The sequence below is a fragment of the Megasphaera sueciensis genome (genome assembly GCF_050219315.1).
GTDB classification, from domain to species: domain Bacteria; phylum Bacillota; class Negativicutes; order Veillonellales; family Megasphaeraceae; genus Megasphaera_A; species Megasphaera_A sueciensis.
Window position 1 is genome coordinate 1,808,406 of record NZ_CP116939.1, and the last position, 15,015, is coordinate 1,823,420.

At 36.3% G+C, this 15,015-nt stretch carries 14 protein-coding genes; 4 read left to right on the forward strand and 10 right to left on the reverse strand.

Annotation, left to right across the window (positions count from 1 at the left end):
- Positions 1–62: 62 nt before the first annotated feature.
- Both NXG62_RS08675 and NXG62_RS08680 read right to left on the reverse strand, forming a co-directional pair.
- The gene (locus NXG62_RS08675) at positions 63–1,097 is read right to left on the reverse strand and encodes a branched-chain amino acid aminotransferase (protein WP_427112043.1); all 1,035 of its coding nucleotides are present in this window, start codon (positions 1,095–1,097) and stop codon (positions 63–65) included.
- Between the two features lie 143 nt (positions 1,098–1,240).
- Positions 1,241–2,722, reverse strand: coding sequence for an ABC transporter substrate-binding protein/permease (locus NXG62_RS08680; protein WP_427112044.1), 1,482 nt, complete (start codon positions 2,720–2,722; stop codon positions 1,241–1,243).
- 715 nt (positions 2,723–3,437) lie between these two features.
- On the opposite strand from NXG62_RS08680, the gene NXG62_RS08685 reads away from it, so the two are divergent.
- A complete protein-coding gene (locus NXG62_RS08685) occupies positions 3,438–4,232 on the forward strand; it encodes a MerR family transcriptional regulator (RefSeq protein WP_427112045.1) in 795 nt (264 codons plus the stop codon).
- 170 nt (positions 4,233–4,402) lie between these two features.
- On the opposite strand, the gene NXG62_RS08690 is transcribed toward NXG62_RS08685, so the two are convergent.
- Positions 4,403–5,599, reverse strand: a complete 1,197-nt coding sequence (locus NXG62_RS08690) for a trans-sulfuration enzyme family protein (protein WP_427112046.1) — start codon at positions 5,597–5,599, stop codon at positions 4,403–4,405.
- Between the two features lie 176 nt (positions 5,600–5,775).
- On the opposite strand from NXG62_RS08690, the gene NXG62_RS08695 reads away from it, so the two are divergent.
- Positions 5,776–7,299 carry an alanine/glycine:cation symporter family protein gene (locus tag NXG62_RS08695; protein ID WP_427112047.1) on the forward strand — a complete coding sequence of 508 codons (1,524 nt, stop codon included), beginning with the start codon at positions 5,776–5,778 and terminating at the stop codon, positions 7,297–7,299.
- A gap of 313 nt (positions 7,300–7,612) precedes the next feature.
- Here the strand turns inward: NXG62_RS08695 and NXG62_RS08700 are convergent, their stop codons facing one another.
- Positions 7,613–8,521 carry an IS3 family transposase gene (locus tag NXG62_RS08700; RefSeq protein ID WP_427112048.1) on the reverse strand — a complete coding sequence of 303 codons (909 nt, stop codon included), beginning with the start codon at positions 8,519–8,521 and terminating at the stop codon, positions 7,613–7,615.
- Positions 8,518–8,709, reverse strand: a complete 192-nt coding sequence (locus tag NXG62_RS08705; protein WP_427112050.1) for a hypothetical protein — start codon at positions 8,707–8,709, stop codon at positions 8,518–8,520. The genes NXG62_RS08700 and NXG62_RS08705 overlap by 4 nt, the downstream gene beginning before the upstream one ends.
- Positions 8,710–8,838: 129 nt before the next feature.
- On the opposite strand from NXG62_RS08705, the gene NXG62_RS08710 reads away from it, so the two are divergent.
- Positions 8,839–9,980 (forward strand): IS3 family transposase gene (locus tag NXG62_RS08710; RefSeq protein WP_427112051.1). Its coding sequence is split into 2 segments (ribosomal slippage): positions 8,839–9,091 and positions 9,091–9,980, totalling 1,143 coding nucleotides; the frame shifts between segments, so codons are not numbered across the junction.
- Between the two features lie 17 nt (positions 9,981–9,997).
- Here the strand turns inward: NXG62_RS08710 and NXG62_RS08715 are convergent.
- From NXG62_RS08715 to NXG62_RS08725, 3 genes are all read right to left on the reverse strand, one after another.
- Positions 9,998–10,123, reverse strand: a complete 126-nt coding sequence (locus tag NXG62_RS08715; protein ID WP_427112052.1) for a hypothetical protein — start codon at positions 10,121–10,123, stop codon at positions 9,998–10,000.
- A 593-nt stretch (positions 10,124–10,716) separates the two neighbouring features.
- Positions 10,717–10,875, reverse strand: coding sequence for a hypothetical protein (locus NXG62_RS08720; protein ID WP_427112053.1), 159 nt, complete (start codon positions 10,873–10,875; stop codon positions 10,717–10,719).
- Complete coding sequence (locus NXG62_RS08725; RefSeq protein WP_427112054.1) at positions 10,872–11,294, reverse strand: EamA family transporter; 423 nt, start codon at positions 11,292–11,294, stop codon at positions 10,872–10,874. Before NXG62_RS08725 ends, NXG62_RS08720 begins: the two co-directional genes overlap by 4 nt.
- A gap of 456 nt (positions 11,295–11,750) precedes the next feature.
- On the opposite strand from NXG62_RS08725, the gene NXG62_RS08730 reads away from it, so the two are divergent.
- Positions 11,751–11,939: a helix-turn-helix domain-containing protein gene (locus NXG62_RS08730; protein ID WP_427112055.1), complete on the forward strand. Its 189-nt coding sequence runs from the start codon at positions 11,751–11,753 to the stop codon at positions 11,937–11,939.
- Positions 11,940–12,066: 127 nt separating this feature from the next.
- On the opposite strand, the gene NXG62_RS08735 is transcribed toward NXG62_RS08730, so the two are convergent.
- Positions 12,067–13,275, reverse strand: a complete 1,209-nt coding sequence (locus tag NXG62_RS08735) for a MalY/PatB family protein (protein WP_427112056.1) — start codon at positions 13,273–13,275, stop codon at positions 12,067–12,069.
- Positions 13,276–13,315: 40 nt separating this feature from the next.
- On the reverse strand, positions 13,316–14,578 hold the full coding sequence (locus tag NXG62_RS08740; RefSeq protein ID WP_427114266.1) for an aromatic amino acid transport family protein: 1,263 nt from the start codon (positions 14,576–14,578) through the stop codon (positions 13,316–13,318).
- Positions 14,579–15,015: the final 437 nt, after the last annotated feature.

A 15,015-nucleotide genomic window follows, 5' to 3' on the forward strand; every position in this document is an offset into this window, starting at 1 on the left:
ATTGTATATCGTATTCGAACCAATACCCAGTTTATTACAAAACCTACAGTTTACAACTGTATTTATTCTATAACTTTTATCCAGCCCTTCGGAGCTTCAATGAGTCCCTGCTGAATTCCTGTCAATGTATCATATAGTTTCTGGGTAATAGGTCCCATTTTTTCCATGCCGCTCGGAAAACAAATTTCCGTTCCGTGATCTACCACTTTGCCAACCGGTGAAATAACGGCTGCGGTCCCGCACAAACCACATTCCGCAAACTCTTCTACTTCTGTAAGTTTAACGGGGCGCTGCATAACCTTAAGTCCCAAGTAGTGTTCTGCAATATAAAGCATAGAACGCCGTGTAATAGACGGTAAAATGGAATCTGACTTAGGCGTTACAAGTTCATTATCCTTCGTTATAAATAAAATATTAGCCCCGCCAGTCTCTTCTACATAGGTTCTGGTAGTTGAATCAAGAAACATATTTTCATCAAAACCATTTTGATGGGCCAAAACATAGGGATATAAACTCATGGCATAATTCAGACCTGCTTTTACATTTCCTGTACCCTTAGGTGCCGCACGGTCAAAATCACTAACACAAAGAGTAAGCGGCTTAGCTCCTCCTTTGAAGTAAGGACCTACGGGTGTGCCAAATACACGGAATTGATATTCATCGGAAGGTTTTACCCCAATAACCGGACCGGAAGCAAACATATAGGGGCGCAAATATAAAGAAGCACCTGTTCCATACGGAGGTACCCATGCAGCATTGGCTTTTACGACACACTCTACAGCTTGTAAAAATATCTCTTTTGGATACGGCGGCATTTCCAGCCGTTTAGCAGAATCTATCATTCGCTCCGCATTCAAATCCGGTCTGAATGCAACTATATGTCCATCTTGCGTCGTATATGCCTTTAATCCTTCAAAAACCTCTTGGCAATATTGCAAAATACCCGCAGATTCATGTAAAACAACGGTTTCATCAGCTGTCAGATAACCGGCCTCCCATTTGCCATTTCTATAATTTGCGACATAGCGCTGCGGCGTTTTCCGATAATTAAAGCCAATCGATGTCCAATCAAGATTTACTTTTTCCACGCTAATCATCACCCTTTTTTATTTACATCATATCAAGTTATATAAGATTTAGCAAATAAATTAGAAGTCGGGAAACTGTTAAAATATATGCACTAAATATGTTATAACGTTCATACCTGCTGGTATTTTCCTTTTCCATGCAGGATCTTCTTTTATAATTTTCTTTCTATTTTTTTTAAAATATAGTTAATGAATAGTGTAAGAAATAAATAAATTAACCCGGTTGTAACAAAAGATTCCCACACTCGAAAATATTGTGCATTCGCAGCATTAGCCCAATACATCAATTCAGGTGTTGCAATAGTAGACGCCAATGAAGAATCTTTAATCAAACTTATAAAAGAATTCCCTAGTGGAGGCAGTATCTTTTTCATAGCTTGTGGAAGAATAACATATTGCATAGACTGATAATAACTCATTCCCAAAGAACGAGCGGCTTCCATTTGTCCTTTTGGAACAGATAATATACCTGCTCTAAATGTTTCCGCGATATAAGCTGCAACATTTAAAGATAATGCTAAAACAGATGCTGCAATCCCATCAGACTTGTTCAAAAATAAAGGGATTACTCCAAAATAAATAATTAGCAATTGTAATAATAAGGGCGTTCCTCGAAAAATTTCAATATAAAAAATTGAAGAATATGATATTCCTCTAATATGTGATAATCTGCCCAATGCCAATAGTAATCCCAAAATAGTCCCAATAATGATGCTAGTTAGTGACAATTTAATGGTGAGTATAGTTCCTTGAAAAAAATAATAACTATATTCTTTAATAATAGAAAATTTAAAATCAAATATCTTTTTTTTATTATTTAAATTCGGCTGTTGCACTATCGCATTTTTTAATTGACTAATATCAGGATTTTGATGAAAAGACTTTCGATATATTTCTGCATATGTCCCATTTTCAATGATCTCATTCAATGCTTTATCAAAATTTTCTTTAAATACGCTATTTTTTGGATACATGATACAAAAATATTCAATTGGGAAAGCATTATCGTCATATATAATTTTTAAGTCTTGATTTGGATACTGCTGAATAAGTTGCTTTGCTTGTGTATCATCACAAATCAATGCATCAACTTGATTATTCAATATCATCTGCAAACTCAATGCAGTTTTTTTAATATTAGGATTATTTTTGCCCATTATTTTTTCTATGCATACCTGTCCTGTAGAGCCATTTTGTACGGCAACTGCTCGATCATCTAACAATAAATCTGCAGCACAATATATTTTACTATTTCCCTGAACAACCATCGCTTGCCTAGATGCAAAATAAGGTTGAGAAAAATCATATGTTTCTTTCCGTGAATCGGTAAGCGTAATTCCAGAAATTGCGGCATCAACAGTACCATTTTTAACTTGTTCAAACATTGATTCCCAACCAGCATCTTTAATATCATACGCATACCCTGTTTTATCAAGTATTTCCTTAATTAAGTCAAGATCAAACCCAACTATTTTTCCTTGTTCTAAATATTCAAATGGCTTCCAATTAGCATGTGTAACAATATGGACTACCTTACCTTTACTCTCATATTGTGAAGTATCTCTATTAAGACATCCTATTATTAATAAAAAAATCAGTATAATCATGCATCCTATCGATAATTGTTTTTTCATTTTCAATTTACTCCACCCGAACTTCGCATATAGAAGACAATGTATACATTTTAATGTCATATATTCAAAGAATATAACTCTCTTTGGTTATACAAAATACTGTAAATATTTTTCCCGATTTGCTAACAAGGTATCATAAAAAATATAAAATCTTTTAGTTTTCAATATAATAGATTTTTCTGATAGTATGAGTCGGAATTTTGTCATCAATACCTGCAAAAATTTTCTACTTGGTGTGTTTTCTTTCCACAATCTTAATTACATTTATAAAATCCCCTTATTATATACTATATTTAGCTATTATAAACTCTCTACTATATATAGAGTCAATATCCAAATATCATAGCAAAAATTCAGTTGCTATACAGCGGACCTAATTATCTGCAAAGCAAAAGCTCTTCCAATTATACCTACTGATTAACATTAAGAATTCGATACTTTTTGTAAAGCAATATCTGAAAATTATTTATCAAAACATACATGGTTCTAGTGTTTTCCATGATATTTAGTCCGTAAAACATCCTTATCATACGTTACTGCCTACTTATGATAAAGTAGGTATTCCTTAGGGCTTTCATAAAATCATCTGAATTTTTTATCATGACGCATTACAATCCTGCTTAACTATACATATGGAATCAAAAATATAGTATAATAAATATCGTATAATAATAGACCATTTATTAATAAGTCTATTTTTTGGGGGGCTATCAAAATGAAAAAATTTTATACAATTGGAGAAGTTTCTAAAATAATGGGGGTTTCCGTCCAAACACTGAGATATTATGCTAATATTAAGCTTGTAGAACCAGAATATATCAGTCCAAAAACGGGATATAGATATTATACGTATGAACAATTTCCATTTATTGATCGTATCAAATATTTACAAAAATTTGGATTTTCATTAGAAGAAATCAAATCAATCTTGTTAAGAAATGATATTAATAAGTTAGTAATCATGTTGGCAAATAAAAAAAATGAAATAGAAAAAAATATCGCTGACTTAGAAAAAACAGCAGATATGATTAGCTGGTATCATGATTATTTTATTCGGAGTCAAACAAGTCAAAAAACACATATAAGCCATTTTAATACGCGATATTTAGTACTAACAAAAATAAGACATGATGAATCTAAAGAAAAATATCATGTTCGATTGCAAAGTTTAAAAAATACTGGATACTTAAAAACATTGGTATATAAGAGACAGTTTTCTTTACTATTTAACTATAGTGATTTTATCAAAGGAATAAACAGACCTACCCATATTGGTATGTTTCTAAATGATAAGCCAGAGCATGCGTCCGAATATATCATACAAATTCCTGATGGTAATTATTTTTGTTTAACTTCACATATTTTATGTGAAGAATGCAACCCATATGAAGCAATAGAATTTTTCAGACGTGAAAAAAAGACACCGTCTCTAGTATTGGCAAATGAATATGAAAATAATCTATACGAGTATACGAATTGCCCCTATGAAATTCAGATTTTAATTCCCTAATAAACGTACAAAAACATACATATGTAGATTTTCACAACGTGCAAAGTTTTATTTCAGCATAGATTGTAAATATAAAAAACAAACTAGTGAATACTACGATTTCTATATTTAAAAAAACAACAGGGTTATGATGCATTGGTCATAACCCTGCTTAGTGTCAAAATATTGCGTTACTCCTTATAAGCAACTTCCAACGCATCCAAAAAGTCTTTTACTAAATCATTCGTATCTTCTATCCCACAGGAAATACGAAGAAGACCATCTGTAATACCCATTTTTAAGCGTTCTTCTTTAGGCACATCATAATGAGAAGACATGACCGGATAACTTAAAGTGGTTCTATAACCACCCAAAGTCATTGCATAATGAGCAAAGCTCAATGCTCTCATGAATGCATTCATTTTGCTGCGATTTTCCGGTAATTCAATGCTCAGCATTCCACCAAATCCATTAAACTGTTTTGCAGCTAATGCATGTTGTGGATGTGTCGGAAGACTGGGATGATTTACTTTTAGTACATATGAACTTTCATCCAACGCCTTTGCCAATGCCGTTGCATTTTCTGCTTGTTGTTTAATCCTAAGAGTGATGGTTCTAAAACCTCGCTGTACTAGCCAACTGGAGAAAGGGTCCGCTTGTGTACCAATAAGAACTTGCAATTCATATGCTTTTTTTATAAGAGATGCACACCCTGTTACGGATCCACAAACAGCATCACTATGACCATTCGCAAATTTTGTCAGGCTATTTACTACAAGATCTGCACCTAAATCCAGCGGACGACATTGTACGCCTGTCATGAATGTATTATCAACAACTAATATAGCATTATTATTGTGAGAAATGTCAGCAATAGCTTTTAAATCAGGAACTGTAATCATAGGATTGGAGACTGTTTCTGTATACAGAAGCCGAGTATTGGGACGGATAGCTGCTTTAATACTTGCTAAATCAGTGAAATCAACAAACGTTGTTTCAACACCATAATGTGCTAAAACTTTTGTAAAAATATCAATTGTTTCGCCATATAACGTCATATCTGATACAATATGATCTCCTGCTTTTACATTTGAAATAATGGCAGTCGCGATTGCTCCCATACCCGAACTGCAAGCAATGGAATCTTCACCATTTTCGGCATATGTCATTAATTCTATTAACGCGCTACGGTTAGGATTTCTATTTCTGTTGTAGCAAAAACCATGTTCATCATACCGTTTCTGTAAGTCATCTAAATCCTCTACATTAAAAGCCGTAGTCATGTAAATCGGTGTAGCTTCCGGATTAGTAACAGGTTCATTAATATAAATACCTTTGGAAAGTACATCCGTACCAAAATTAAATTTTTTGCTAGTTGATTTGAACATTTTTTAGACCTCCTGTAATTTAAAGTAATTTCAGTATATTCTCTATAGTTGCAATAGAGTCAATAATGAAATTCGCAAAAATTATTGTTGACTCTATTGTAACTATAGGATTTAAGATAATGCCATCGAACAAATGCATTTGTACCTTGAAAATTTAATTAACAGGAGGAATGTATATGTTAGCGCATGTACTAAATTCAATTAACGATTTTTTTTGGAGTATACCGTTTATTACCTTCGTTATTTGTGTAGGAGCTTATTTCACGATTGGATCTAAGTTTTTTACAATAATTCACTTTGGTCATATTTTAAATAACACATTTTTAAGCATGTTTAAAAAAGATGCCCATCAAAAATCAAAGGGTACTGTTTCCCCTTTTGAAGCAATTTGTATCTCTGTCGGTGGAAATGTTGGCATGGGGACAATTGGTGGTGTCGCTACTGCCGTTGCAACGGGCGGCCCCGGTGCTGTATTTTGGATGTGGCTATGGGCATTTTTTGGCATGATGGTAAAAATGGTAGAAACAACATTGGGATGCTTCTACCGAAGCCGTAATGAAAAAGGTGAATATTATGGTGGCGGTACCTACATGCTTGAAAAAGGTATCGGACGCGAATTACATCATGCCAAATTTGGTACTGTTTTAGCTGTATTATTTGGTGTTGGATTTATTGCTCAGTTCTTAGGCGGATCTCAGGTTTACACTATTTCAGAAATTCTGAAAACTAGTTTTGGCATCGACCAGATGTTGGTAACTGTACTTTACACCATCCTTTTATATTATGTTATTTATCATGGTATCCCCGGTGTTGCTAAATTTGAACGCTATGCTACACCAATTAAATGTCTTTTGTATTTGGTAGGATGCTTATTTTTAATAATATTCAACTATCAAAATATTCCACATATGTTTTATTTAATTTTTCATGATGCCTTTACAGGTACTGCTGCTACCGGCGGATTTGTAGGGGCCACTATTTCCAAAGTAATTGGTGATGGTGTTGCCAGATCCATCAATGCGAATGAAGCCGGTCAAGGTTCCTCTCCATTTATTTATGGCTCTGCTCAAACAGAACACCCTGTACGCCAAGCACTATGGGCTTCTTTTGATGTTTTTGTCAACACAATGATTGTTTGTTCTCTAACAGCTCTTTGCGTTATCTCTACGGGAGTTTGGAACTCTGGCATTAAGGGAGCTTCCCTCAGTATTGCCGCTTTTGAAACCGCTTTTGGTTTCGGTGGAGATATATTCTTAGGTATTGTCGCTATTTTATTTGGTATTACTGTTACCAGTGGATGGTTCAGTTTTTATGTTGCAGTGATTAATCATGGATTTAGAAGTCGTCCAATTTTACGCGATAAGTTGGTAAAGATATTTAAACTCATCTATCCTATTCCCAATTTAATCATTGTGGGATCAATTGTATATACCGGCAATGGACCAGATTTATTCTGGACAATTGTCAATATTACATTAATCGCTCCCGTTGCAACAAACTTATTCGGTCTTGTTATTTTAAGAAAAAAATTTTGGGCGTTACTTAAAGATTATAAAGCCAGATATATGGGAATTGGTAAAGTAGATCCCCATTTTTATGTGTTTTACGAAGATGATCCAAAAGTATTTGCCATAGAAGAAGCCATTCGTCAAAAAGCCAGAGATATTGATGCAACAGCTCATTCACAACCTCAACCTTAATCCATTTTTATTTAATACAAAAGTAAAAAAATATCTCAAAATAACTTAAAAGGAATCAATCCCAAATTTTGTGTAAACCTTCGTGTGGTGTAAAATAAAATTACATCATACGGAGGTTTTTCATTATGGTAAAAAAACGCAATCTAGCAGGAAGGAGACGAGACGTCGCGTTAAAATTCGCGAATTATTGCAAATGAGAAACATCACCAGCATGGATGATACCCAGAATATATTCAAAGATACCATTGCCGAATTTATGGACAGCCTGATATTGTCAATATCTCTTTACACTTTTTTCTCGAGGATATTGGATCTACGCTGCATCCTTCAATGAGCGGTAATACTGTTGTCTCTTAATCATTGGAGGTAATCCTCCATTGGTGGAGCAGATTCTTCGGTTATTCCAGTAACTAATGAAATATCTCCATATAATTGTTTTCATATGTTCAACAGTTGTTTTTGAAGCATTATATCGATTATAGATTAATTCTTCCTTTAATCTTGCCCACATGCTTTCGCAACGGGCATTATCATGGCATCTGCCACCTGCACTGTTCATACTTTGTACTATTCCGTATTGCTTAATTGCATTACGGTACAGCTCACTGGTATACTGTGTTCCCCTATCACTATGCAGGATACAGCCCCGAATTTCTGGATATGCTTTATATGTATTAATTATTGTTTGTTCACATAACGTGGCTTTCATATTTGTATCCATTGCTAATCCCAGTACTGCAGAATCGAAGCAGTCAAAAACTGCGGATACATACAGTTTTCCATCCAGACACTTTATTTCAGTCATATCTGTTACGCACTTGCTTAACGGTTTATCAGAATAGAAATCACGTTTAATTAAGTCATCAGATTTTCTGGCTTCTTTATCAGCTTTTGTGATTCCATTAGGTTTTCTTTTTGGTCTATGGCTAATACCGATTTCTTCCATAACACGGTATACAGTCCGTTCACTCGGAATCTCAATACCAGCAGGTTTTTTTAGCTCTAAAGCTTGATGCATTCTGATTCGTCCGTAAGTATCATTGCATTCATCTTCAGCACAGATATCTAACATAGCATCTGCAAGAGACTGATATTTCCAAGGCTTATCTTTATATTTAAGATAATTGTGAAATCCCTGTCTGGTTACGCATAGGCTTTTACAATAGAATGAAATTTTACCTTTAATAGTGCCGTCTTCAGTTTTTATTGCAATAAATATCAATCTCTGTTTTTTGTTGACTTCCGACGGCTGGCGGCGAAAAAAGCGCTTGCTTCCTCAAGAAATTCATTCACTTCTTTAAGATGGCGATTCTCTTTGTCCAGTTCTTTAACACGCTTTTTAAGTTCAATAAGTTCCTCGTTAAGAGATAAGGCATTGGAAGGAGTATGAACAGCGTCTTTTGCCTCCAACCTACCTCCTTTGAAGGCTTTAACCCATGTATAGATAGTACTATCAGGAAGCCCTGTAGTGGTATAGTGAAGTTGTAACACCTCTGTCTAATAGAGTACAATGAATCTATCAGAGAAAGAGGGATAAACATGAAGCAATATGATGAAGAATTTAAGAAGAAAATAATTCGCCTTCATTTAGAAGAAGGACGGAGCTTAAGAGGGCTAGCCGATGAATATGGTGTATCAAAAGCCGCTATATCAAAATGGACTAAGTTATATCGCGAAGAATGCCAAACAACAGCAAGCAGCCAATCAGAATATGATTATATGAAAGAAAGCCTGAAACTAAGGAAGCAGCTAGAAGAAGTGGAAAAGGAAAATCGTTTCCTAAAAAAAGCGGCGGCATTCTTTGCGAAAGAAATCGAATAAAAAGGTATCAGTTTATCAAAAGATATCACCCAGAGTTTGGTCTCCGGTGGCTCTTGCGGAAATTCAAGTTAAGTCCAAACGCTTATTATAATTTCATCAAAAATAAAAAGAAGCAAAAATACATTGAGAAAACAAAGATTCTGAAGGTCATTAGCAAGTTATATCACGATATGAATGGCGTGATAGGCCACCGCATAATGCGGGTGTTTTTAGCACGAAAAAATATCTATTTAAGTAAAACTACCATTCATAAATATATGAATAAGCAGTTAGGCTTAAAATCCATTGTAAGGCGGAAAAAACCAGGCTATGTAAAAGGGAAAGCGCATAAGATATTTTCTAATCTTTTACATCAAGACTTTACTGCTGAATCAAAGAATAGCAAATGGTGTACCGATTTTACGTACTTATTTTTAACAGATGGCCGCCCGCGTTATAATTGTGCCATCATGGATCTTTATGACCGCAGTGTCGTTGCCAGTATAAATGGAAAAGAACTAACGAGTGATCTTGCTATTCGAACTGTGAAAAAGGCGCTGAATTCTCAAGCGGCGGTTAAACAACCGCTTATCCTTCATAGTGATCAGGGGGCACAATTTAGTTCAAAGGAGTTTGTCTCTTTCTGCAAGTCGGTAAAAATAACCCAAAGCATGAGTAAAGCAGGCTGTCCCTATGATAATGCACCCATGGAAAGATATTACAACACGCTGAAAAATGAAGAGATCAACTTACATTACTACCATTCGGAGAAAGAACTTGACCAAGCTGTCCATGATTTTGCCTATATTTGGTATAACCATGTACGGCCCCATTCTTACAACAACAATATGACTCCATTTGAGGCCAGATTTAGACGTTAAAAAAGTAGACTCAAGTGTTACAAAAATGCTTGACCACTACACCCCAGTTCCGTTGCGGCTTTGTGTCCACCAATCTCCTGAGCTAATTTTACAGCCTGTGATTTAAATTCTTGGTCATAAGTTTTTATAATTCGTTTTGCCATCTTATTTCTCCTATTCTCTATCAATTATATATCACAATCCTTGAGAATAGGGTGCCAATTTTTATTGTACAACATCATTTTTATTCTTTTGCAGATTTCAAAAAACAGTTAGCAGTACGTAGTAGAGAATACAATAATTTTCCTATGCGTCCTCTGGCTTGGAAATCTCCTAACGAAGTCCTTCGTTCTTTTCTTGCTACTGTGTAACATATGTTTGACAAACCTACATATTTATAACTTTCAAAACGATAATCGGTTGCAACTGAATTGAAAAAGTAAATGCGACCCATAGTACGCTTAAAGGTAGCAGTAAGTTCTTCAAACATTTTCCTAACAATTGATCCCTCTACTATCTCCAAAGAAGTTCGTACACATTTGCTAATCAAACAGACTGGTTCCTATGGCCGTCCTTTTAACGACTGTCTGCATCGTTTTTCCTGTTCTGTTTCTCATCTTTGTGGAGATCAGTGTCATCGCACATGCCATTTTTGCGTGGACGTTGATGATTGGTATTGAATATTTTAAAACCGTTCAATATATAATTGTCACCTTGCTTTACGGCTGTAGCGCTGCCATTTAACTGCTATTACCGGTTATTTCCATTCAAAGACACCACGATTAAGTATGGCCTTGCCTGTCTCCATATTCATAAAGCGGAAATATGCTGTACCTTCTTCCATCTTCCAAAGCTGCAATTTAACCTTTGTATCAGGAAATAGTACTGTCGTCATCTGTGCAGCCATCCTTGTCATACGTTCCGGTTCCCCCATTTGTGCACAGCAGACTGGGACAGAAGCGAATAAACAGCAGCTCCTACCGCTGCCCCCAGTCCCCAGAAAAGCGCTTCCGGGGATAATACCATCATGTCCGGCCGTCTATTAGTCGCGATTAGGAACACCCCGGCCAATGCCATGCCGATAGCCAGTATTTGTTTCGGCTTCGGCCGGATCCTTTTTCTCAGTATTACGAACACGAAGACCATCACGACACAGGAACTCTGCAGCACGGTAGCGGTACCCGAATTGGAAAAACGGATAGCCGACAAATACGCATATTGGCAAAGCAGCAGTCCCGCCAAAGCAATGAGGAGCAATCGTCCGAACTCCTTTCTGTCAGTGAATATCCTCCATGCATCCTTCCGCTGTTCCACACATGCCATAACAGATACCATACGACAGGCGCCTACATATGTCTGGATGTACACCCGGACTTTCTCGGAAAAGATCCGGAAGGAACGCTGCGTCGTCATTACATTGCGCCGTTGCTGCAGAAAAACGCTCCGGATATCCTTCCGATTTCTTCCGGCAATATGTCAGGACAGCATATCCTTTCCCTATTAAACCGTATCCGTACTCTCTTCCTCGAAGATGAAACATATGCCGACCTGAACATATACATCCTGACCGTATCAATATGGAAAGAAATGCTATCCCTGCTTCCGGGATCCGCCGCGCTCCCTCCCTCCGAAAAACCTTCCCTGCTGCTGAAACAGATTCTGCTCTTTATCCACCATCATTACAGCGAATCCGTGTCCTTAGATGATATCTCGTCCCACGTACATCTCAGCCGCAACGAATGCTGCCGGTGTTTTCACCGTTTGACGGGGCAGCCCTTGTTTCAGTAACTGATGCAATACCGCATCGACAAAAGCATAGAACTGCTCCTATCCACCAATAGGAACATATCCGATATCGCTGTTGCCGTCGGATTCAGCAGCCAAAGCTACTACACAGCCTGTTTCAAAAAGCAGAAATCCGTCACACCCGGCCAATTTCGCAAGATACGTAGAACAGCAGAGAAAATTAACCATATTTGAGAACGTAATGGTACATAAAATGTTTCAGAGGAACATCCTGTTTGAATGTTCCTCTGAAAATCATGTTGCTATAAAATCACCACAATATTTGACATCGAACCCAATTTAATTTAAAAAAAAATCATATTCATTTCCTATTATGTAACAATGCATCAGCAATACGCTTCATTCCATCGGCTAATACGTCACGCTGACAAGCTACATTCAAACGAATAAATCCATTGGAATTCTGAACAAACATATTGCCACCTTCAAGCAAAACACCTGCGTTTTCAGCAAAGAATTTAGGAAGCGCATCAACTCCAGGCAGATATGCACTTACATCAACCCACCCAAGATAGGTAGCTTCAGGTATACGAAACTTTGCTTCTGGTAAACGCGCAGCTATATAATCGTAAACAAATTTGAAATTTCCATCTAAATAAAGCTTTAATTGATCCAGCCAATCTTCTCCCATTGCATATGCAGCCTGTGCTGCAGCAATACTTAATGGGTTATCATTCATGTAACGTTTTGAATACCACAATTCCCGAGTCTTATCATTAGGAATAATCACATTCGAGAACATCATCCCAGCAATATTAAATGTTTTGCTTGGAGCCATACAGGTAATTAACTTATCATAGTCAGTGACAACCTTAGCCATCGGAATATGCTGTAACCCTGTACGTATCAAATCGCAATGTATTTCATCGGAAACAATATATACACCATGTTTTTTACAAATATCACCAACACGTTTTAATTCTTCCTCAGTCCAAATACGTCCAGACGGGTTATGTGGGTTACAGAAAAGACACAATGTAGTTTTGGGATCTGCTGCCTTTCTCTCAAAATCATCAAAATCAATTGTATAATAACCAGTTCCATCATTGACCAAATCCGTACAAAGCAATTCCCGATTATGCCACATAGGCGCTCCCATAAAATGTTTATATGAAGGTGTCATGATTAATACTTTTTCATCACATTTCGTAAGGAACCCGACTAACCAATACAATGCCGGAACGATACCCGGTGATGATACTAAATGTTCTTTCTCACAATGCCAACCGTATTTTTTATCTGTCCAATTCTTAAATGCTTCATAATATGCAGGATCAAAAACTTTTGTATAGCCTAAAATCCGACGATCTAATCTTGTCCGAATTGCATTCAAGATAAAATCAGGAGTTGCAAATTCCATATCAGCAATCCACATACGAATGAATTCCTCATCCTTATAAGGAAATGTCATCGTTCCTTCTGTATCATGAAAAATATATGCACGAAATCCATCTGTACTCATACAATTTGTATGCTGTCTATCAATTTTTTCGTCAAAATTATACTTCATCGTCTAAACCTCCCTAAATAATCAATGATTATAGTTGATTCTATAATAAAAATTCAAGAACAGGGGCCAAACATAACATAACGCCCGCAACAAATACCAAAATCAAAGAACGGCTTTTTAACTCTGCTAATTGTGGTACACGATAAACTAAATATAGCGGAATCAAACAATTAACCAAACCATACACCGGACCGAATATAATAAAAAATCGTACGAGAGAAAAGTTAATCAATACAACAATCCATGGAATCAAGATAGCAAAGGAAAAAATGCCATATTTCACATACGTCATATTAATTTTTTCTTCCGGCATGAATCGCCGTAAAATATTCATAGCTAACCCCTGAAGCGCCTCACGGAAACCAAGAAAAGCACCAAAGAAAGCTGTCATAATCGCAAATATATTGAGGATGAAGCTAAATATACGAACTGTATTTCCAAGAACGCCTTGCGCTACCATCGCCAATGCAGAGATATTCTGATGATATGCAGCAATTGCCTGTTCCTGACTCATCGTTAAATTAAAAGAAATTGCATAGAAGAAAATTGCAACAAATAGAATCGCATATGCAATATTCATAGCACGCACGGCCTTATATTTTGCCACAATTTTGTTTTCATTGTGTGTCCGATAAGAAATAACTAATGGACTCAAACACTGCGAAAATAATAAAGATGTAATGGTAAAAGGCATCATGATAATTGTCTGCTTAATCAGATAATTGATTTCAGGAAAACTCGTTACATTCGCAAAATTCCAATGCGGAATCATTACAAAGCCCAAACATACAATAACACATAGCTTAGTAAGAACCATACCTGTAGAAATCTTGAATAAAGCTTTTTCACCACGTGATGCCAGCGCAACTAAGATACAAATAACTGCCAATCCATAAAACGGATTACTTGACCAGACAGTTTGCGTGATACCAAAGGAATGTAAGAATGAAGCACTATCATTGGTACTGGCTATTGAATATCCAAAAATTGCTTTGATCAGCATAAGGAAATATAGCAGTCCTAAGATAAGGCCCATATTTCTCCCTAAATACCCTGTAATAATGCTCGGATAGTTTTCACACTTCTCAGATGCGACCAGTGTATTAATATATAGTCGCTGTGAAAGCCACAATGCAGGATACCCAATGAGACCTGAACACAAGTAAATCCATAAGCCGACACGACCTACCTGTACTGGCAAAAATACGATACCAGCTCCAATGGCCATGCCGATACACATAATAACCCAGCCAAAATCAGTCCAGTTAAATTTAATAGCGGCTCGCCATTCAGCCAAGGTCATACCTGCGGCAGATGCCCATTTACCTCCTTTAGTTCCTGCCACATTTATTACTTCAACTCCTTGTTCCAAAATAGAATGCCACCTCCAATTATCTTTTTATTTTTTAACACTGAAACTAGTTCTGATGTATACTTTCCATTCATTTTCTTTCTTCTCTGCCGTATTTACGTTTCACAGCGAATACGGTATAATAAACTTGTTAAAAATTACGTGTGCGCCTGTATACTAAACTGTATTTTGGGCGCACGAAATTATTAGCGTGCATACTTGGCGGCGTGCATGCTGTTGTCGTACACATTTCTGTAGATTGATTTAAGTTTGTGATCTCTCACCTCTCTTTACGTTCTACACGTAAACCATGATGCGCATAACATATGCGTACCGTTTCATCATTGTATTGTTTATCATCACCTTCTTTTTTATAGTAAGTAATGTTT

Bases quoted from the DNA above. Each gene is read 5' to 3' on its own strand.
- NXG62_RS08675 (WP_427112043.1), bottom strand. From the start codon at position 1,097: ATGATTAGCGTGGAAAAAGTAAATCTTGATTGGACATCGATTGGCTTT.
- NXG62_RS08730 (WP_427112055.1), top strand. From the start codon at position 11,751: ATGCAATACCGCATCGACAAAAGCATAGAACTGCTCCTATCCACCAAT.
- NXG62_RS08735 (WP_427112056.1), bottom strand. From the start codon at position 13,275: ATGAAGTATAATTTTGACGAAAAAATTGATAGACAGCATACAAATTGT.
- NXG62_RS08690 (WP_427112046.1), bottom strand. From the start codon at position 5,599: ATGTTCAAATCAACTAGCAAAAAATTTAATTTTGGTACGGATGTACTT.
- NXG62_RS08725 (WP_427112054.1), bottom strand. From the start codon at position 11,294: ATGGTATCTGTTATGGCATGTGTGGAACAGCGGAAGGATGCATGGAGG.
- NXG62_RS08680 (WP_427112044.1), bottom strand. From the start codon at position 2,722: ATGAAAAAACAATTATCGATAGGATGCATGATTATACTGATTTTTTTA.
- NXG62_RS08695 (WP_427112047.1), top strand. From the start codon at position 5,776: ATGTTAGCGCATGTACTAAATTCAATTAACGATTTTTTTTGGAGTATA.
- NXG62_RS08720 (WP_427112053.1), bottom strand. From the start codon at position 10,875: ATGACAAGGATGGCTGCACAGATGACGACAGTACTATTTCCTGATACA.
- NXG62_RS08740 (WP_427114266.1), bottom strand. From the start codon at position 14,578: ATGACCTTGGCTGAATGGCGAGCCGCTATTAAATTTAACTGGACTGAT.
- NXG62_RS08685 (WP_427112045.1), top strand. From the start codon at position 3,438: ATGAAAAAATTTTATACAATTGGAGAAGTTTCTAAAATAATGGGGGTT.
- NXG62_RS08715 (WP_427112052.1), bottom strand. From the start codon at position 10,123: ATGGCAAAACGAATTATAAAAACTTATGACCAAGAATTTAAATCACAG.